The organism is Klebsiella sp. HN106 (genome assembly GCF_051209435.1).
GTDB lineage: Bacteria > Pseudomonadota > Gammaproteobacteria > Enterobacterales > Enterobacteriaceae > Klebsiella > Klebsiella oxytoca.
In genome coordinates, this window is the sequence record NZ_JBLURD010000007.1 from 147446 (window position 1) to 166625 (window position 19180).

The following is a 19180-nucleotide window of genomic DNA, read 5'->3' on the forward strand; positions in this document are numbered from 1 at the left end:
ATCCTTTAAGCCTGCAGGCGGGCCGCAGCGACGATCGCCTGGCCGAGGGCAATGGCGCCATCGCCGGCGGGCAGCTGCTGCGGAAAGAGCAGAGTAAAATCGGCCAGATAAAAGGTCAATCGCGCCGTCAGCAGCCGGTTGTGCAGCACTCCGCCGCCGAAGGCCAGCGTGCGAATATTGCGCGCGCTCGCGCAATCGCGCATCATCGCCGCCAGCCCGCGGGCCAGCGCATCATGAAAGGCCCAGGCTTTTTGCGCCGGGCCCGCCTGCCAGCTCAGCCACTGCCGCCAGAACGTCGCCAGGTCCAGTTTACCTTCGCGCCACGGCAGGGTCACCGGATGATCCACGCCTTCGCAGGTCGCCGCCAGCGCTTCCAGACGGCATGCCGCCTCCCCCTCATAGCTCAGGGCTAGCGGCGCACAGCCCAGCGCGCAGGCGACGGCGTCAAACAGACGGCCGCACGACGATGCCTGCGGCGCATTAATACCACGCTCGATTGCTCGCGCCAGCAGCGGCCAGTTTTGCTGGCGCAGCGCGGCTGTGTCGGCATAATTCTGCCATTCAGGGACCAACGCCAGGCAGTGGGCGAGCAGATTGCGCCACGGCTGACGCGCCGCGAGGTCGCCGCCGGGCAGCGCCACCGACGGCAGACCGCCGAGATGCTCACACTCGCGATAGTTGACCCGCAGGCACTCGCCGCCCCACAGTTCGCCATTCTCCCCCATCCCGATGCCGTCGAGCGTCAGGGCAATCACGTCGCCGCCCTCCAGCGGCCAGCGATGCTCGGCCAGGCACGCGGCAGCGTGGGCATGATGATGCAATACCCGCTCCACCGGCAGCATAAGCGACGCCGCCCACCGCGAAGCGCGGTAGCCGGGATGGGCGTCGGCAACCACCCGCTGCGGCGTAAAAGCGTAGATCTCCTGCATCAGGCGCAGCGCCTGCCGCCACTGCGTCTCAACGCCCTCCTCGTCGAGATCGCCAAAATGCTGGCTGAGCACCGCTTCGTCGCCGCGCAGCAGGCAGAACGTATTTTTCATATCCGCGCCGAGGGCCAGCAGGGGCGGCGCATCGTGAAACCCCGGCGGCAGCGCCAGCGCGTCCGGCACGTAGCCGCGGGCGCGACGCAGCATCTCGCCGCTTTGCCGCACTACGGAATCATCCATCCTCTGCACAATCTCGCGGTTATGCAGCAGAAAACCGTCGGCAATCCCGGCTAAATCCGCCAGCGCCTCTGCGTTGGTTAAAGCCGGCGGGCGACCGCTAAGGTTGCCGGAGGTCATCACTAATGGGCGCGCCAGCGCCTGCGCAAGTAAATGCTGCAGTGGATTAGACGGCAGCATCCCCCCTACTTCCGCAAGCCCTGGCGCAATCTGGTCGCACAGCCCGGCCACCTGCGTTTTATCCAGCAGCACGATCGGTGCGGCGGGGGACGTGAGCAGCGTCACCGCCGGTTCATCGAGCCCCGCCGTTGTCGCCAGCATCACCGCCAGCGGTTTCGCCGGCCGATGCTTACGCGTCCGTAGCCTCGCGACGGCCTCAGGATTTCCGGCATCGCACAACAGATGGAAACCACCCAGCCCTTTCACCGCCACTATATCGCCCGCCATCAGGCGAGCCGTCGCCGCTTCAAGAGCCGCCTCGCCAAATGAATGCGCCTGCGGCCCGCGCCACTCCAGCCGTGGCCCGCACTCGGCGCAGGCTACCGGCTGCGCGTGGAAACGGCGATCGGCGGGGTCGCCATACTCCGCCGCACAGGAGGTGCAGAGTGGAAACGGCGACATAGAGGTCAGTGGACGGTCGTAGGGCATGGCGCGAATAATGGTAAAGCGCGGCCCGCAGTGGGTGCAGTTGATAAACGGATAGCGGTAGCGGCGCTCTTGCGGGTTGTTCATTTCCGCCAGGCATGCCGGGCAGGTAGCGGCATCGGGCACAATCTGCGTGCGCATGCTTCCGGCCCCGCTTTGGCGAATGGTAAAGCCTGGCGGCGCAGCGTCCCAGACAAAAGGCGCCGCTGCCGCGCTGTCGATACGCGCCAGCGGCGGGCAGCGCCGGGTTAACGCGGCGAGAAATGGCGCATCACCGCCGACAAGGCGCACCAGCACGCCGTCGCCGTCGTTGCACACGTCGCCGCGCAGCCCCAGCTGCTGCGCCAGCTGCCAGACGAAGGGGCGGAATCCCACCCCCTGCACTTTACCGCGAATGCGGATCTGCACCCCGTTCATTGCGCGACCGGCCTACCAGGCCAGCGCGGTACGGCGGCGTTTTTCGATATTCATCTGTTCGAGCTTGTTGCGGTCGACGCAAATCAGCGCGTGGGTCGGACAGGCATCCATACAGGCCGGGCCTTCCTCACGGTGGTGGCAAAGGTCGCATTTGTTGGCTTCGGCTTTTTCCGCCATCACGTTCAGCCCCGCGCCGCTGTGGCGGATAACCGGGCGCACCACCACTTCCATGGCGCCGTACGGACAGGCCACCACGCAGGTTTTACAGCCAATACAGCGCTCCTGCATCACGTGGACGAAGCCCTGGTCGCGGCTGATCGCGCCGTTCGGACAGACGTTGGCGCACGGCGCGTCTTCGCACTGACGACAGGCGGTGGCCGTCGACACGTTAACGCCTTTGATCACGTGAATACGCGGTAAAAAGCTTTTTGGCGTCAGCGCGGCGCAGTCCTGATTTTCCTGATGAGAGACCACGCAGGCCACTTCACAGGTGCGGCAGCCGATGCATTTGCTTGCGTCGGCGATAATGAAACGGTTCATCCATTTCTCCAGCAGTAAAAAGGTTACGCGCCGGAGTATGCATAATACGTTCCAACTTTTATCTAATTGATATTAAACAAGATAAATACGGAAGATACTGTCATCGTCAGTTGTGACGATGACAGCTGACGACGTCAGGTATGCGGGCCGGGGACCACCGAGTCGCGTTCAATCAGCTCGCCGGGGAAGAGTTGCTGAAATTTAAAATCGCCGCCGTCGAGCATAAAGATCAGCCGGTTGATGCTCTCTTTGATCATCTCCGTCACCGGAACTTTGACGCTGGAGAGCGCCGGAACCATATACGGCGCCAGCACGATATCGTCAAACCCCACGACCGAGACCTGCTCCGGAACCTTGACGCCGATCTGATGCAGCTGTTTCATCGCGCCAACCGCCATGTCGTCGTTGCTCGCCACCAGCGCGCTGTAGCCGACGCGGCGCTGGCGCAGCGTTTCAACCCCCGCCGCGCCGGTTTCCGGCGTCCAGCGGCCTTCGACGATCAGATCGTTATTCAGGGCAATGTCGTGGCGGGCCAGCGCGTCTTTATAGCCCGAGAGACGCTCAACGCCGGTTGGCGAATCCAGCGAACCGGTAATAAACGCGATTTCCCGATGGCCCAGCGCGATAAGCTTTTCCACCGCCATCATCGCCGAAGCTTTTTGATCGGACCAGACGCAGTGGCTGGCGTTGCGGCGCAGGCGGCGGTTGAGCACCATGATGGGCCGCTCATGATTTTCGATAATCTCATCCATCTCATCAACGCTGAGAAAGCGCGGATAGATAATTATCGCATCGCAGCGCAGATCGAGCAGATACTCAATCGCCTCGCGCTCCTCCTCCGCGCTGTGCTTGCCGTCGGCGAGGATCAGCTGCCGCCCTTTGTCTTCGGTCATCCGCGCGACGTGGTAGAGCAGTTCGCTGAAATAGACGCCGTGATAAAGGGTGTTGGTCACCACCAGCCCGAGGGTCTGCGTCTTTTTCGTCGCCAGGTTGCGCGCCAGCAGATTCGGCCGGTAGCCGCTTTCGGCCACCGCCTGGAAGACGCGATCTTTGGTCTCCTGGCTGACATAGCCGTTCCCCGACAGCACCCGCGAAACGGTGGCCTTTGACACCCCCGCGCGCTTCGCTACCTCCAGCATCGTTGCCATGTGGTTATTCCTGTTGCCAATGTTGCCCGCAGTGTACTGCACACGCTGCGCTTTTTCAGCATTTGCGCGTCGCCCGCGCGGATGCGCACACAGCGATCAAAATCACAAAATCGAGATCTTATTTTTTTATTTCTTGTATGCATTCATGAAACTAATCATGATTTTGTGGAACCGGTTTCCTATGTATGCATGATGCCGCACCGCTTTCCGGCGCGGTGACAAGCCAGTACCCCATTGATAAACAGGATAAAATCCGATGTCTAAAAATTATGCAGCTCTGGCGCAGCAGATTATCGCGGCAATCGGTGGCGCAGATAACGTTGCCGCCGTCACCCACTGCATGACCCGCCTGCGTTTCGTGGTCAAAGACAACGAGCGGGTCGACAGCGCCACCCTCAAAGGGCTGAAAGGCGTGCTCGGCGTGGTGCGTAGCGATAACCAGTGCCAGGTGATCGTGGGCAATACCGTCTCCCAGGCGTATCGCGAAGTGGTCGCGCTGCTGCCGGGGGATCTGCGCCCGGCCGAACCGCAGGGGAAACCGCCTATTACCCTGAAACGCATCGGCGCCGGGATCCTCGACGCGCTGATCGGCACCATGTCGCCGCTGATCCCGGCGATTATCGGCGGATCGATGGTTAAGCTGCTGGCAATGATCCTCGAGATGACCGGCGCGCTGCCCAAAGGCGCGCCAACGCTGACTATTCTGACGGTGATCGGCGACGGCGCGTTCTTCTTCCTGCCGCTGATGGTCGCCGCTTCCGCAGCGGTGAAGTTCAAAACCAATATGTCGCTGGCGATTGCCATTGCCGGGGTGCTGGTGCACCCGAGCTTTATCGAACTGATGGCCAAAGCCGCCCAGGGCGAGCACGTGGAGTTTGCCTTTATTCCGGTGACGGCGGTGAAATACACCTATACCGTGATCCCGGCGCTGGTGATGACCTGGTGCCTCTCTTATATCGAACGCTGGGTCGACCGTATCACCCCGGCGGTGACAAAAAACTTCCTTAAACCGATGCTGATCGTACTGATCGCCGCTCCGCTGTCGATTCTGCTGATCGGCCCGCTCGGCATCTGGATCGGTAGCGCCATTTCCGCGCTGGTCTATACGATCCACAGCTATCTCGGCTGGCTGTCGGTGGCGATCATGGGCGCCCTGTGGCCGCTGCTGGTAATGACCGGGATGCACCGGGTCTTTACCCCAACGATCATTCAGACCATCGCCGAAACCGGCAAAGAGGGCATGGTGATGCCGTCGGAAATCGGCGCTAATCTGTCGCTGGGCGGCTCGTCGCTGGCGGTGGCGTGGAAAACCAAAAACCCGGAGCTGCGCCAGACGGCGCTGGCGGCCGCGGCTTCTGCAATTCTGGCGGGGATTTCCGAACCGGCGCTGTACGGCGTGGCGGTGCGGCTGAAGCGACCGCTGATCGCCAGCCTGATTAGCGGCTTTATCTGCGGCGCGGTGGCCGGCATTGCCGGGCTCGCCAGCCACTCAATGGCGGCGCCGGGCCTGTTCACCAGCGTCCAGTTTTTCGACCCGGCCAATCCGATGACCATCGTCTGGGTGTTTGGCGTCATGGCGCTGGCGGTAGTGCTGTCGTTTGTCCTGACGCTGATGCTCGGCTTTGAAGATATTCCGCAAGAAGAAGCCGCCGCCGACGCCAGACAGCGTCAGGCCGGCACCCAGGCTTCTCACGCCTGAACACCATTTTGTTAACGAGGTAACGCATGGCGACTTTTCCACAGGGATTTTTATGGGGCGGCGCGCTGGCCGCCAACCAGTCCGAAGGGGCATATCTGGAGGGCGGCAAAGGGCTGACTATCGTCGATATGATTCCTCACGGGGCTCATCGCCTCGCGGTCAAGCTGGGGCAGGAGAAACGCTTCGCGCTACGCGACGATGAGTTCTACCCGAGCCACGAGGCGATCGATTTTTATCATCGTTATAAAGAAGATATCGCCCTGATGGCCGAGATGGGCTTTAGCGTCTTCCGCACCTCTATCGCCTGGAGCCGCCTCTTTCCTGAGGGCGATGAGCTGGAACCGAACCCGGAGGGGATCGCCTTTTATCGCTCGCTGTTCGAGGAGTGCAAAAAGCACCGCATCGAGCCGCTGGTGACGCTGTGCCATTTCGACGTGCCGATGCACCTGGTTACCGAATACGGCTCCTGGCGCAATCGAAAAATGGTGGGGTTCTTCACCCGCTACGCCCGCACCTGCTTTGAAGCCTTTGATGGTTTGGTGAAATACTGGCTTACCTTCAATGAAATTAACATTATGCTGCATAGCCCGTTCTCCGGCGCCGGTCTGGTGTTTGAAGAGGGGGAAAATCAGGAGCAGGTGAAATACCAGGCCGCCCATCATGAACTGGTCGCCAGCGCCTTAGCGACCAAAATCGCCCACGAGGTGAATCCGCAAAATCAGGTCGGCTGTATGCTGGCGGGCGGCAATTTCTACCCTTACTCCTGTAAACCGGAAGACGTGTGGATGGCGCTGGAAAAAGATCGCGAGAACCTGTTCTTTATCGATGTCCAGGCGCGCGGCGCGTATCCGGTGTGGGCGGCGCGGGTATTCCGCGAGAAAGGCGTGACTATCGCCAAAGAGTCCGGCGATGATGAGATCCTGCGCCATACCGTCGATTTCGTCTCCTTCAGCTACTACGCTTCGCGCTGCGCATCGGCGGAGATGAACGCCGGCAACACCAGCGCCGCCAATATCGTTAAGTCGCTGAAGAACCCGCACATCAAGGCCAGCGAATGGGGCTGGGGCATCGACCCGCTCGGCCTGCGCATCACCATGAATATGATGTATGACCGCTACCAGAAACCGCTATTTCTGGTGGAGAACGGTCTCGGCGCGCGCGATGAGGTGGAGGCTAACGGCGAGATTAACGACGACTATCGCATCAGCTATCTGCGCGAGCATATTAAAGCGATGGGTGACGCTATCGAGGACGGCATTCCGCTGATGGGCTACACCAGCTGGGGCTGTATCGACCTGGTATCCGCCTCCACCGGTGAGATGAGCAAGCGCTACGGCTTTGTCTACGTTGACCGCGACGATGCCGGCCGCGGCACGCTGGCGCGAAAGCGCAAAAAGTCGTTCTGGTGGTATAAGAAGGTGATTGCCAGCAACGGGGAAGATTTAGCGTAGTGCGCCCCGCAGGCTGAGGGATACTCAGCCTGACAAACACCTGCAACACGGAAATTTTCCCGGCTCGCGCTGCGCTTAGCCGGGCTACAGGTTCATCAACGCCCGCGGACCGGTAGCCTGGAGAGATGCCCAGCATCGCCTCCGGGAATGGCAAACGCCAGGGTGACAAAAGTCGTCGTAGCCCGGGTAAGGCGTTTACGCCGCGACCCGGGAAAAAGTAAACCTGCTCCCCCTGACCAAACTCCCGGCTTGCGCTGCGCTTAGCCGGGGAACGCCGGCTCCTCTGCGGCTTCAAGTGCCGCAAACCCCCCCAGCCCCTGCCACCCATCAAGCCGCGCGTACACCGCTTCGACCGCGTCCTTAATCGGCTGGGTCATCGGGTAATAAAAGCCGACGATATCCGGCTGAATACCCAAAAAAATCACCTCGCCGATATCCTCTTTTAGCTGATCGATCAGATAGTTGAGCGGCATATTGTGGGTAGTCATCATAAACATCTCGGCGATATCGTCCGGATCGACGATGCGGATCTCGCCGGGGTTCAGGCCCATATCGGTGGCATCGACGATCAGCAGGCGCTCGGGGCGCAGCTCGCGAATGGCGACGATATCGTTTTCCGGCGCGCTGCCGCCGTCAATCACCACCCACTCGCCGACGGGATTAGCCGCGCACATCTCCGCCAGCAGCGGGCCTGCGCCGTCGTCGCCCATCATACTATTGCCGACACAGAGTAAAACGTCAGTCACGGAGTCTCCTCACCATCAGATAGATGGCGCTTTCCTGGTGAATATCATGCAGCATGCTGAGCAGCGTTTTGCTCCACGCCTGCTGCTCGGGGGTCTGTCGCGCCAGCGCTTTATCAAAAGCGTTAGCCAGCATCGTCACATGATTGCTGTCGATAACAATCTCGCCGTACTTCGGCACGCCTTCCATTTTACGCCGCGCGGTGCTGCCCTCTTCGAGGGTCGCAATCCACGCCAGATACGCCTGCCACGGGCAGCTCAGCGCCGCCTCGAGGCAGTCGATGACGCCGAGGTGGTGGCCAATCGCCAGGCTGTAATAGACCACCTGCTGCGCCTGGTCAGGCGTCGCGTCGTTCTCATCAATAAATTTACGGCTCAGCTGACTGAACACCACCGTCTCGCTCATCGGATACGCGCTCCTTCTACGACCTGGTTCAGATGGGTGACGATCTCGGTCAGACGCGGATCTTTTTCCGCCTCCAGCCAGCGCATCACCTGGCTATCGCCCTGCCCCAGCAGGCGCATATAGTCTTCGGCAATCTGCCGGCCGTAGCGATAGCCCGCCAGCCGGCGCGCTTCGCGATCGATGCGCACCCGCAGCGGCTGTACCATATCCGGGTGCAGAAGTTCGGTCGGCTGCTCGTCCTGCTCGCCCGGCACGCGGGCGTGGATTTTCTGTTCCAGCAGGCCCAGCGCCATCGCGAAGCCGTACAGCGTCGCGGCCGGGGTGGGCGGGCAGCCGGGAATATAGACATCCACCGGCACGATTTTATCGGTTCCGCCCCACACGCAATAAAGGTCGTGGAAGATGCCGCCGCTGTTGCCGCAGGCGCCATAGGAGATGCAGATTTTCGGATCCGGCGCGGACTGCCACGCGCGCAGCGCGGGAGAACGCATCGCCCGGGTCACCGCCCCGGTAAACAGCAGAATATCGGCGTGACGCGGCGACGGCACCACTTTGATCCCAAAGCGCTCGGCGTCGAACAGCGGCGACAGGGTGGCGAAAATCTCGATCTCGCAGCCGTTGCAGCCGCCGCAGTCCACCCGATAAACGTAGGCGGAACGCTTAATTTTCTTCAGCAGCGATGCCTTCATGCTGGCGATGGACTCATCCACCGTCATCGGCACCGGAATGCCGTTGTCATCGCGCGGGCCTAATAAGTTGCTCATCAGCTGGCCTCTCTCATATGGCGAGTCAGTTCAATACGGTCGGACGGCACCAGGCACTTCTGGCGTTTGCACTCCGGGCAGGTCTCGAAGCTTTCGCGATGCAGCTCGGCGCGGCTATCGCCGTTGTGTTTGAGCAGCGCGATGGCATAGTCGATCTCTTTCTGTACGGCGAATGGGCGTTCACACACCCGGCAGTGGCAAATGGCAAAACGCGATTGCTGGAGAAAATCCTCTTTCTTCCATACCGCCAGCTCGTACTCCTGAGAGAGCTTAATCGCCGCCGTCGGGCAGACCTCTTCGCAGCGTCCGCAGAAAATGCAGCGCCCGAGGTTGAACTGCCACGCCAGCTGGTTGGTGGCGAGATCGGTTTCTACCGTCAGGGCGTTCGACGGACAGGCGTTAACGCAGGCGGCGCAGCCGATACACTGCTGCGGATTATGCTCCGGTTTGCCGCGGAAATTTTTATCCACCGGCATCGGCTCCAGCGGGTATGAGTGCGTCGCGGTGCCGGTTTTGATGACTTTTTTAATAAAGGTAAACATGGCGATTCCTTATTTCAGCGGCGAGTTCTTACGCTCGATGCTGTAGCGCTCCAGCTCTTTGTACGGCACCACTTTGCTCTTCTTCTTGCGTACGTCGACCACCGTCATGCGGTCGGTACAGGAGTAGCACGGGTCAAGGCTGCCGATGATCAGCGGCGCGTCGGAGACGGTATTGCCGCGCAGCATATAGCGCAGAGTCGGCCAGTTGGCGTAGGTCGCCGCCCGGCAGCGCCAGCGGTACAGCTTCTGGTTGTCGCCGGTCATGCTCCAGTGGATATCGTCCCCGCGCGGCGCTTCCGAGAAGCCCAGCGCGAAGCGGTGCGGAATATAGGTGAACCCTTCGACCATCAGCGGGCCGCCCGGCAGGTTATCGAGGCCGAAGTCGATCATGTTCAGCGCGGTGTAGACCTCGTTGATGCGCACCTTCAGGCGCGAGATGACGTCGCAGCCCTGTTCGCTGTGCACTTCCATCGGCAGCAGGCCGTAGCCGACAAACGGGTGATCGGCGCGGGTATCGCGGGCGTGCCCGCTGGCGCGCACCATCGGGCCAACGTTGCTGAAGTCGCGGGCGATTTGCGGGTCGAGACGACCAATGCCCACGGTACGCTGCTCCATATTCGGCGTGCTGAGCAGCATATCCACCAGCTCCTGCACGTCGCGACGCATCTGCTGCGCCAGCTGGCGGGTCTGGATCATGTCCTCTTTCAGCAGATCGCGACGAATGCCGCCAATCAGGTTCAGACCGTAGGTTTTACGCGCCCCGGTAAGAATTTCCGCCATCTTCATCGAGGTTTCGCGCACGCGGAAGAACTGCATAAACCCGGAGTCGAAGCCGGTAAAGTGGCAGGCGAGGCCGAGGTTCAGCAGGTGCGAGTGCAGGCGCTCCACCTCCAGCAGAATGGCGCGGATCATCTGCGCGCGCTCCGGCACTACAATGCCCATCGCGTTCTCTACCGAAGTGGTGTAGGCGGTGCTGTGGGCGAAACCGCAGATACCGCACACGCGGTCCGACAGGAAGGTGACTTCGTTGTAGCCCATCCGGGTTTCCGCCAGCTTTTCCATCCCGCGATGGACGTAGAACAGGCGGTAGTCGGCGTCGATAATATTCTCGCCGTCAACGAACAGGCGGAAGTGGCCCGGTTCGTCGGAGGTGACGTGCAGCGGGCCAATCGGCACCACGTTGTTTTTCTTGCTGCCCAGCTCGTTGATAAACTCGTAGGTTTCAGCATCGGTGGTCGGCGCCGGGCGTTGACGGTAGTCCATGCTGTCTTTCCGCAGCGGATAGAGTTCATCCGGCCAGTCGTCCGGCAGCACCAGCCGGCGCTCGTCCGGCAGCCCCACCGGCACCAGACCATACATATCGCGCACTTCGCGCTCGCCCCACACCGCCGCCGGCACGCGTGGCGTCACCGACGGATATTCCGGTTTATTGGCGTCCACTTCCACGCGCACGGTGATCCAGCATTTCGTGCCCTGCTCCATCGACAGCACGTAGTAGACGGCGTAGTGGCCGTTAAGCTTGCGTTCGTCGTTGCCAAACAGCACAGACAGCCAGCCGCCCTGCTTGTAGTACAGGAACTCGACCACTTCCGGCAGATAGTTGACCTTTACCGTGACCGTCAACTGGTCTTTGGTCTGCCAGGCTTCATCCAGCACCACGCCCGGAAAGGCCTGATGCAGCGCGGCGAGATAGTGTTGACCGATTTTTTCTTCAGACATGCTCAAACTCTCTTAAATCACGCCACCAGCAAGGAGACGAAGGCTAAAAAGGCAAAACCAAACCCGGCCCAGGTGACGCGGGAGGTGGCGCAAAAGCGCAGACGCGCCATGCTGTTTTCGAACAGCGCAATCACCAGCACGCCAAGCACCAGCTTGACGACGGCAACCACCAGCGCCAGCAGCAGACCGCCGACGCTAAAGCTGGTCATCTGTCCCCACGGGATAAATACGCCGACGAACATTTGCAGGACCACCAGCTGCTTGAGGCTGATGCCCCACTTCAGCACGCCGAAGCCGCTACCGCTGTATTCCGAGAGCGGGCCTTCCTGAAGCTCCTGCTCCGCTTCCGCCAGGTCGAACGGCAGCTTGCCCATTTCGATAAAGGTGGCGAAGGCGCAGGCGCACAGCGCCAGAATCAGCGGAAGAGTGCGGGCGACAGGCCAGTGATAAATGGTGTCGGTGATACTGCTGATATGGGTGGACCCGGCGACCTGAGCCGCGACCCACAGGCCGAGCAGCAGGATAGGCTCCACCAGCACGCCGAGCATCGCTTCACGGCTCGCCCCGATAGCGGTAAACGGGCTGCCGGTATCGAGGCCGGAGATAGCGAAGAAGAAACGGGCGATGGCGAACAGGTAGATCAGGGTAATCAGGTCGCCCAGCCCCGCCATCGGCGAATCAACGGTCACCACCGGCAGCGCAGTAGCGATAGTCAGCATCACGCCGACCATCACGTACGGCGTCAGGCGGAAGACCCAGCCGGAGGCATCCGGGCCAACGCTCTGGCGCCCCAGCAGTTTCAGGATATCCCGGTACTCCTGCAGTACACCCGGGCCGCGGCGATTATGCAGACGCGCGCGGGCGACGCGGGTCACCCCGGACAACAGCGGCGCGACGGCGAACAGCACCAGCGCCTGCAACAATGCAATTAATACGCTCATTCTCAGGCTCCTCGGGAAATCACAATCACCACCAGTACCGCCAGCTCCACCAGCGCCACGCCGCGAAACAGCGCGGGCGCAGAAGCGTTCTGCCAGCCGGGCACCAGGCGCACCGGGTTCAGCCAGTGGCGCAGCTTGAGAATTGGCGCAAAAGCCTCTTTCACCGGCTTGGCGAAACCGTGGGCGGTCACCACCATGGATTTTTCATGGTCATAGCCGCAGACCCAGGCCGCGCCGCGCGAGCGCGCCGGCAGGCGATCGCCCTTAAAGAAGATCATCAGCAGCAGCGGCAGCAGCGGGCAGGCAATCAGCAGAATGGCGATCAGCGGCTGAGACACCACGCTGGAGACCTCCGCCTGCACCGGAAACGCCCCGCTCACCAGCGGCAGCAGCCACGGCGCGGCAACCCCGCCAATCACGCAGCAGACAGCGGCCAGCACCACGCTAAAGGTCATCAGCCCCGGCGCGCAGGTGGCGTTTTCCGCCTCTTTGCTTCGCGGCGCGCCGAGGAAGGTGACGCCGTAGACTTTCGCCATACACATCACCGCCAGCGCGCCGGTGATCGCCAGGCCCACCGCCAGCAGCGGCCCAAGCAGGCGGCCAACAAACGCGTCGCCGGTGCTCAACTTAAAGAAGGACTGATAGATAACCCACTCTCCGGCGAAGCCGTTCAGCGGCGGCAGCGCGGCCATCGCCATCAGACCCACCAGCATCGAAAGGGAAATCAGCGGCATTTTCTTGCCGATCCCGCCAAGCTTTTCGATATCGCGATGGCCGGTGCGGAACCACACCGCTCCCGCGCCGAGGAACAGGGTAGTTTTAAACAGGCTATGGTTGATCAGGTGATACATGCCGCCGATAAAGCCCAGCACCATCAGGGTTGGGTTATGGGTCGCCACGCCGGTGACGAATGCCCCGAGGCCGAGCAGGATAATGCCGATGTTTTCCAGGGTGTGGTACGCCAGCAGGCGCTGAATATTGTGCTCCATCAGGGCGTACAGCCCGCCGACGAAGGCGGTGATCATCCCCAGCACCAGCAGCATCACGCCCCACCACAGCGGCGGAACGCTGCCGGCCAGCGAGACCGTCAGGATGCCGTACAGACCGACCTTCATCACTACCGTAGAAAACAGCGCGGCAGCCGGAGCGCTGGCGCCAGCGTGGGCCTGCGGCGCCCAGCCGTGCAGCGGAATGACCCCGGCCAGCAGCGCAAAGCCGATCAGCCCCGGCAGCCACAACAGCGCGTTTTGCGGCGCCGCCACCGCCAGCCGGGTAATCTGCCCCAGCTCAAGAGTGCCGTAGGTCGACCACACCAGCCAGCAGCTCCACGCCATCAGCAGCGTACCGAGGCGTCCCAGCGCAAACCACAGCTTGCCGGACTGCGCGCAGCCGGTAAGAAACGCGGCGCAAAGGGCCATAATCTCCGCCATCACCACCAGCGCGCCGAAGTTCGTCACCACCACGGCGCAGACGGCGGCGGCCAGCAGGAGATTCACCAGCAGACCGTTGGCTTTAACCTGCGGATGACGATGCCAGGCGATATTGAACAGCGAAATCGGCAGCGCCGACAGGCCGATTGCCAGCAGCCACAGCGCATTGACGCCGCCAACGCGCAGGGGCAGGTGCAGCATTTGCAGCATGCCGGCGCTGACGCGATCCGGCATCAGCAGCGCCGTTCCGCCCGCCAGCACCAGCATCGCGCTGGCGACCGCGCCGCCAATCCCGGCGATCGCCCCGCTCAGCGGTTTGCGCAGAGCGAACAAAAACGCCAGCACCGCGCTGGCGGCGTACCAGGCCACCGCCTGATTCACTAAGGAAATCACACTCATTTCACGTCCCCTTGTTGCGCCTGGAACAGCGACAGATCGCCGAGGTCGGTATTAAAAGTCAGCTGCCGCTTACGCTTGCTGGCCTGGGCGATATCGCGGATATCCACCAGCAGCAGCGCTTTGGTCGGGCAGGTGCGCACGCACGCCGGGCCTTCCTCATCGAAGTGGCACAGGTCGCATTTGACGGCGATAGCGCGTACGCCCGGCACCCAGTCGAGCAGCGAGCTGACGCGCGCCGGGGCCGGCGGCGCGGCGGGAGCCAGCGGCGTATTGGCGTTAGCCGGAATATCCAGCGGGCGGCTGCCGGAAAACTCAATGGCGCCGAACGGACAGGCGATGCCGCACAGTTTGCAGCTTACGCACAGGCTCTCATTGAGCTGCACCGCGCCATCGACGCGATTAATGGCGTTAACCGGGCAGACGGCGGCGCAGGGCGCATCTTCACAGTGGTGGCACATCTGCGGCGCGGATTCTTTTTCATTGCGCATCAGCCGTAGCCGGGGCATGGCTTGCAGGCCCTGCTGGCGGTGAGTCTCAGCGCAGGCGGCTTCGCAGGTGCGACAGCCGATACAGACGGTGGAGTCAGCAATTACAAAACGGTTCACCGGGTCATCCTCAGGTGAAAGTCATTTTTGACGAAAACAGGTTGCGCAGGTGTCAGCTTCGACACTTGTCGACACCTGACGATTAACGGGCCAGCGTCAGGTGGTTTAAATCCACCGGCTGGTCTTGTTCGATAGCCTCGTAGAGACGGTCATAAACGCTGGCGATAGTCGCCAGATAGTGCTCCAGAACCTGCTCGCGATCGCGGTTGCTGATCCGGCCATCAATGGTGCCGTCTGAGCCCAGCGTGGCCTGGGCAATCAGCCGTCTGTCGCCGCCGTCTTTACTCTCTACGTAATACTCGATGGTGTGGCTGTTAAAGCCCTCCGCCAGCGCCACGTAAACCTGAAAATGGCCAAACAATACGAAGCACAGCTCTTTATCCGGCGCGCAGCTCATCGCATGATGCAAACGCGCTTTCGACAGGGTTATCCCCTGTACCAGCGAGTTGCAGTAGGTATGCCACTGCTCCTGATGCTGGCGGTGACGATCGGCGATGTAGTCCGCCTTTTCACTTAATTCCCAAATAGTCATCCCGGATCCCCCGTTGTATGAGATGCACCGGTTAAGCATTTTTCATGCCAAAAATTAATTAATTGATTTTTAACGATTTTAATAAATTCACCCTATAAGAAAGACATGTCGATGACGATGTCTGAGCGGTGTCATCGACATTTTTATGACATTACTTATGACCTGGCATCGTTATTGCATTAATGGGCCATCGCGATACGGAGGCACCATGCACGAAATCACCCTTAGCCAGCGGGCGCTGGAAATTATCGAACAGCAGGCGCTGCAGGCCGGCGCGCGTCGGGTCACCGGCGTGTGGCTGAAAGTGGGGGCATTTTCCTGCGTGGAAGCCAGCGCGCTGACCTTCTGCTTTGAGCTGGTGTGCCGCGGCACGCTGGCGGAAGGCTGTGAGCTGCATATCGCCGAACAACAGGCTGAATGCTGGTGTGAATCCTGCCAGCAGTACGTGCATCTCATCTCACAGCACGTGCGCCGCTGCCCGCAGTGTCAGAGCGACCGGCTGCAAATTGTGGCGGATGACGGCTTACAGATTCAGCGACTAGAAGTGGAGTAATAAGATTATGTGTACAACCTGCGGCTGCGGTGAAGGCAACCTTTATATAGAAGGCGACGAGCATAACCCGCATTCGGCGTTTCGCAGCGCCCCCTTCGCGCCCGCCCCGCGCCAGATGATGACCATTACCGGCGTGAAAACCGATAACTTTTCCCCCACCCGCTCGGAGACTGGCGACCTGCACTACGGTCATGGCGAAGCGGGTACCCATGCGCCGGGCCAGAGCCAGCGGCGGATGCTGGAAGTGGAAATCGACGTCCTGGATAAAAACAACCGTCTGGCCGCCCGCAACCGCGCGCGCTTCGCCGCCAGGAGCCAGCTGGTGCTGAACCTGGTCTCCAGCCCCGGCTCCGGCAAAACCACCCTGCTGACGGAAACCCTGCTGCGGCTGAAAGAGAAAACCGCCTGCGCGGTCATTGAAGGCGATCAGCAAACGGTGAACGACGCCGCGCGCATCCGCGCCACCGGCACTCCGGCGATTCAGGTCAACACCGGCAAAGGCTGCCATCTCGACGCGCAGATGATCGCCGACGCCGCGCCGCGCCTGCCGCTGGCGGACCACGGCATTCTGTTTATCGAAAACGTCGGCAACCTGGTGTGTCCGGCAAGTTTCGACCTCGGCGAACGTCATAAAGTGGCGGTGCTGTCGGTAACGGAAGGCGAAGACAAACCGCTGAAGTATCCGCATATGTTCGCCGCCGCCAGCCTGATGCTGCTTAACAAGGTCGACCTGCTGCCGTATCTCAACTTTGACGTAGAGAAGTGTCTGGCCTGCGCCCGCGAGGTGAACCCGGATATTGACATTATTCTGCTTTCCGCCACCAGCGGCGAAGGTATGGACCAGTGGCTTCGCTGGCTGGAGGCGCAGCAATGTGCATAGGCATACCCGGACAAATCTGCGCTATTGACGGCAATCTGGCGAAGGTCGAAGTGTGCGGCATTCAACGCGAAGTCGACCTGACCCTGGTGGGCGCGGTTGACGATCGCGGTCAGCCGCGTCTCGGCCAGTGGGTGCTGGTCCACGTGGGTTTTGCCATGAGCGTGATTAACGAAGCCGAAGCCCGCGACACCCTCGAGGCGCTGCAAAATATGTTTGAAGTCGAGCCGGACGTCGGCGCGCTGCTGTACGGCGAGGAGCGGTAAATGCGTTTTGTTGATGAATACCGCGCTCCGGAACAGGTGATGCAGCTGGTGGAACATCTCCGGCTGCGCGCGCGCCTGCTGCCGCATACCGCCGAACGTCCGCTGCGCATAATGGAAGTGTGCGGCGGCCATACCCACGCTATTTTTAAATTTGGCCTCGATCAGCTGCTGCCGGAAAATATTGAATTTATCCACGGCCCCGGCTGCCCGGTGTGCGTGCTGCCGATGGGGCGTATCGACGCCTGTATCGATATCGCCAGCCGTCCGGGGGTGATTTTCTGCACCTTTGGCGACGCCATGCGCGTACCGGGAAAAAACGGCTCGCTGCTGCAGGCAAAATCGCGCGGCGCCGACGTCCGCATCGTCTATTCGCCGATGGACGCCCTGAAGCTGGCGCAGCAGCACCCCGATCGAGAAGTGGTATTCTTCGGTCTCGGCTTTGAAACGACGATGCCCGCCACCGCCCTGACCCTGCGTCAGGCCCGCGAGCGCGGCGTCGGGAACTTTTACTTTTTCTGCCAGCACATCACCCTGCTGCCGACCCTGCGCAGCCTGCTCGACCAGCCGGATAACGGTATCGACGCTTTTCTCGCCCCCGGTCACGTCAGCATGGTGATTGGCACCGATGCTTACGGGTTTATCGCCAGCGACTATCACCGTCCATTAGTGGTGGCCGGATTCGAACCGCTTGATCTACTGCAAGGCGCGATGATGCTGGTTGAGCAGACAATAGCGCAGCACAGCGAAGTGGAGAACCAGTATCGCCGGGTGGTGCCCGATGAGGGCAACCCGCTGGCGCAGTCGGCCATCGCCGACGTGTTTTGCCTCAGCGGCGATAGCGAGTGGCGCGGTCTGGGGGTGATTAACGACTCCGGCGTGCACCTGACGGCCGCGTATCAGCGTTTTGACGCAGAAGCGCATTTCCGCCCGGCGCCGCAGCGGGTCTGCGACGACCCGCGCGCCCGCTGCGGCGAGGTGCTGACCGGCCGCTGTAAACCGCACCAGTGCCCGCTATTCGGCAATACCTGCAACCCGCAGAGCGCATTCGGCGCGCTGATGGTCTCATCGGAAGGCGCCTGCGCCGCCTGGTATCAATATCGCAGTCAGGAAATCGAAGCATGAAAAGCGTTCAGTTAGCCCATGGTAGCGGCGGTCAGGCGATGCAGCAGCTGATCGGCGACCTGTTTATGCAGGCTTTCGCCAACCCCTGGCTGGCGGAGCAGGAAGATCAGGCGCGTCTCGATCTCGCTCAGCTTAGCGCGCAGGGCGACAGGCTCGCCTTCTCCACCGACAGCTACGTTATCGATCCACTGTTTTTCCCCGGCGGTAATATCGGCAAGCTGGCGGTCTGCGGCACGGCGAACGATGTGGCGGTGAGCGGCGCGCTGCCGCGCTATCTCTCCTGCGGGTTTATTCTCGAAGAGGGGCTGGAGATGGCCACCCTCGAAGCGGTGGTGAGCAGCATGGCGCAGACCGCGCGGGAAGCCGGTATCGCCATTGTGACCGGCGATACCAAAGTGGTGCCGCGCGGGGCGGCGGATAAGCTGTTTATCAATACCGCCGGGATCGGCGTCATCCCCACCGGTATTCGCTGGGGAGCGCAGCAGATTAGCGCGGGAGACGTGCTGCTGGTCAGCGGCACGCTTGGCGATCACGGGGCAACGATCCTCAATCTGCGCGAACAGATGGGGCTGGACGGCGCGCTGTCCAGCGACTGCGCGGTGCTGACGCCCTTGATTCAGACGCTGCGCGACGTAGCTGGCGTGAAAGCCCTGCGCGATGCCACCCGCGGCGGCGTTAACGCGGTGGCCCATGAATTCGCCGCCGCCAGCGGCTGCGGAATAGAGCTGCATGAACAAAAGCTGCCGGTTAACGATACCGTACGCGGCGTGTGCGAGCTGCTGGGGCTGGACGCGCTTAATTTCGCCAACGAGGGTAAGCTGTTGATCGCCGTTGCCCGCGAGGCGGCGGAAAGCGTACTTGCGCATTTACGGTCTCATCCATTAGGCCGCGATGCGGCGATAATCGGCGACGTTGTGCCGCGCGCGGGCGTGCGCTCTGTCGGTCTGTACGGCGTCAAACGCACGCTGGATCTTCCTCACGCCGAGCCGCTGCCGAGAATTTGTTAACGGTGCGGGCCCCCGGATTGCGGCTAACGCCTTATCCGGGCTACAAAACTGCGCACACCTGTAGCCCGGCTAAGCGCAGCGCGAGCCGGGAAAAGCCAGCATGATTATCCAGCCCAAACCAGCGGGCACCCACGGATGGGTTAATGGCGGTCACAACCGCTTTATTAACAGACTATTATTTGTGTCATCACTTTCTTCTGCGCCGCTTTGC

Annotated in this window: 19 protein-coding genes; 7 read left to right on the top strand and 12 right to left on the bottom strand. The window is 61.4% G+C overall.

Features of this window, described 5'->3' with window-relative positions; all coding sequences use genetic code 11:
* Positions 1-5: 5 nt before the first annotated feature.
* The 3 genes from hypF to ACSIPU_RS17960 form a co-directional block, all read right to left on the bottom strand.
* Positions 6-2225 carry a carbamoyltransferase HypF gene (gene hypF, locus ACSIPU_RS17950; RefSeq protein WP_435322253.1) on the bottom strand — a complete coding sequence of 740 codons (2220 nt, stop codon included), beginning with the start codon at positions 2223-2225 and terminating at the stop codon, positions 6-8.
* A 12-nt stretch (positions 2226-2237) separates the two neighbouring features.
* Complete coding sequence (gene hydN / locus ACSIPU_RS17955) at positions 2238-2765, bottom strand: electron transport protein HydN (protein ID WP_004104833.1); 528 nt, start codon at positions 2763-2765, stop codon at positions 2238-2240.
* A 134-nt stretch (positions 2766-2899) separates the two neighbouring features.
* Entirely contained in the window at positions 2900-3913 is a 1014-nt protein-coding gene (locus ACSIPU_RS17960) for a LacI family DNA-binding transcriptional regulator (RefSeq protein ID WP_049095927.1), read from the bottom strand.
* A gap of 256 nt (positions 3914-4169) precedes the next feature.
* Here ACSIPU_RS17960 and ascF point away from each other — a divergent pair, with 256 nt between their 5' ends.
* Together ascF and ACSIPU_RS17970 are read left to right on the top strand one after the other, a co-directional pair.
* On the top strand, positions 4170-5612 hold the full coding sequence (ascF, locus tag ACSIPU_RS17965; RefSeq protein WP_004104835.1) for a PTS cellobiose/arbutin/salicin transporter subunit IIBC: 1443 nt from the start codon (positions 4170-4172) through the stop codon (positions 5610-5612).
* Positions 5613-5638: 26 nt separating this feature from the next.
* Complete coding sequence (locus tag ACSIPU_RS17970) at positions 5639-7063, top strand: 6-phospho-beta-glucosidase (RefSeq protein WP_049095929.1); 1425 nt, start codon at positions 5639-5641, stop codon at positions 7061-7063.
* A gap of 260 nt (positions 7064-7323) precedes the next feature.
* On the opposite strand, the gene hycI is transcribed toward ACSIPU_RS17970, so the two are convergent.
* The 9 genes from hycI to hycA form a co-directional block, all read right to left on the bottom strand.
* On the bottom strand, positions 7324-7809 hold the full coding sequence (hycI, locus tag ACSIPU_RS17975) for a hydrogenase maturation peptidase HycI (RefSeq protein ID WP_049095218.1): 486 nt from the start codon (positions 7807-7809) through the stop codon (positions 7324-7326).
* A complete protein-coding gene (locus ACSIPU_RS17980; protein ID WP_049095217.1) occupies positions 7802-8212 on the bottom strand; it encodes a formate hydrogenlyase maturation HycH family protein in 411 nt (136 codons plus the stop codon). Before ACSIPU_RS17980 ends, hycI begins: the two co-directional genes overlap by 8 nt.
* Complete coding sequence (locus ACSIPU_RS17985) at positions 8209-8976, bottom strand: NADH-quinone oxidoreductase subunit B family protein (RefSeq protein WP_049095216.1); 768 nt, start codon at positions 8974-8976, stop codon at positions 8209-8211. Before ACSIPU_RS17985 ends, ACSIPU_RS17980 begins: the two co-directional genes overlap by 4 nt.
* On the bottom strand, positions 8976-9518 hold the full coding sequence (locus ACSIPU_RS17990; protein WP_004104848.1) for a formate hydrogenlyase complex iron-sulfur subunit: 543 nt from the start codon (positions 9516-9518) through the stop codon (positions 8976-8978). Before ACSIPU_RS17990 ends, ACSIPU_RS17985 begins: the two co-directional genes overlap by 1 nt.
* 9 nt (positions 9519-9527) lie before the next feature.
* Positions 9528-11237 (bottom strand): formate hydrogenlyase subunit HycE, encoded by a 1710-nt coding sequence (gene hycE / locus ACSIPU_RS17995; protein WP_014839316.1) that lies wholly within the window; start codon positions 11235-11237, stop codon positions 9528-9530.
* Between the two features lie 17 nt (positions 11238-11254).
* Positions 11255-12178, bottom strand: a complete 924-nt coding sequence (locus tag ACSIPU_RS18000) for a respiratory chain complex I subunit 1 family protein (RefSeq protein WP_004104852.1) — start codon at positions 12176-12178, stop codon at positions 11255-11257.
* Positions 12179-12180: 2 nt separating this feature from the next.
* Positions 12181-14007, bottom strand: a complete 1827-nt coding sequence (gene hycC, locus ACSIPU_RS18005; protein WP_049095215.1) for a formate hydrogenlyase subunit 3 — start codon at positions 14005-14007, stop codon at positions 12181-12183.
* Positions 14004-14612, bottom strand: a complete 609-nt coding sequence (locus ACSIPU_RS18010) for a 4Fe-4S dicluster domain-containing protein (protein WP_004104856.1) — start codon at positions 14610-14612, stop codon at positions 14004-14006. The genes hycC and ACSIPU_RS18010 overlap by 4 nt, the downstream gene beginning before the upstream one ends.
* A gap of 82 nt (positions 14613-14694) precedes the next feature.
* On the bottom strand, positions 14695-15144 hold the full coding sequence (gene hycA, locus ACSIPU_RS18015; protein WP_004104858.1) for a formate hydrogenlyase regulator HycA: 450 nt from the start codon (positions 15142-15144) through the stop codon (positions 14695-14697).
* Positions 15145-15352: 208 nt separating this feature from the next.
* Here hycA and hypA point away from each other — a divergent pair, with 208 nt between their 5' ends.
* From hypA to hypE, 5 genes are read left to right on the top strand one after another with little or no spacing between them, the layout of a single operon-like run.
* Complete coding sequence (gene hypA / locus ACSIPU_RS18020) at positions 15353-15697, top strand: hydrogenase maturation nickel metallochaperone HypA (protein WP_004114752.1); 345 nt, start codon at positions 15353-15355, stop codon at positions 15695-15697.
* 7 nt (positions 15698-15704) lie between these two features.
* A complete protein-coding gene (gene hypB / locus ACSIPU_RS18025; RefSeq protein ID WP_004104860.1) occupies positions 15705-16577 on the top strand; it encodes a hydrogenase nickel incorporation protein HypB in 873 nt (290 codons plus the stop codon).
* Positions 16568-16840: a HypC/HybG/HupF family hydrogenase formation chaperone gene (locus ACSIPU_RS18030; RefSeq protein ID WP_004104861.1), complete on the top strand. Its 273-nt coding sequence runs from the start codon at positions 16568-16570 to the stop codon at positions 16838-16840. The genes hypB and ACSIPU_RS18030 overlap by 10 nt, the downstream gene beginning before the upstream one ends.
* Positions 16841-17962: a hydrogenase formation protein HypD gene (gene hypD / locus ACSIPU_RS18035; RefSeq protein ID WP_004114762.1), complete on the top strand. Its 1122-nt coding sequence runs from the start codon at positions 16841-16843 to the stop codon at positions 17960-17962.
* Complete coding sequence (hypE, locus tag ACSIPU_RS18040) at positions 17959-18969, top strand: hydrogenase expression/formation protein HypE (RefSeq protein WP_016809470.1); 1011 nt, start codon at positions 17959-17961, stop codon at positions 18967-18969. The genes hypD and hypE overlap by 4 nt, the downstream gene beginning before the upstream one ends.
* Positions 18970-19180 lie beyond the last annotated feature (211 nt).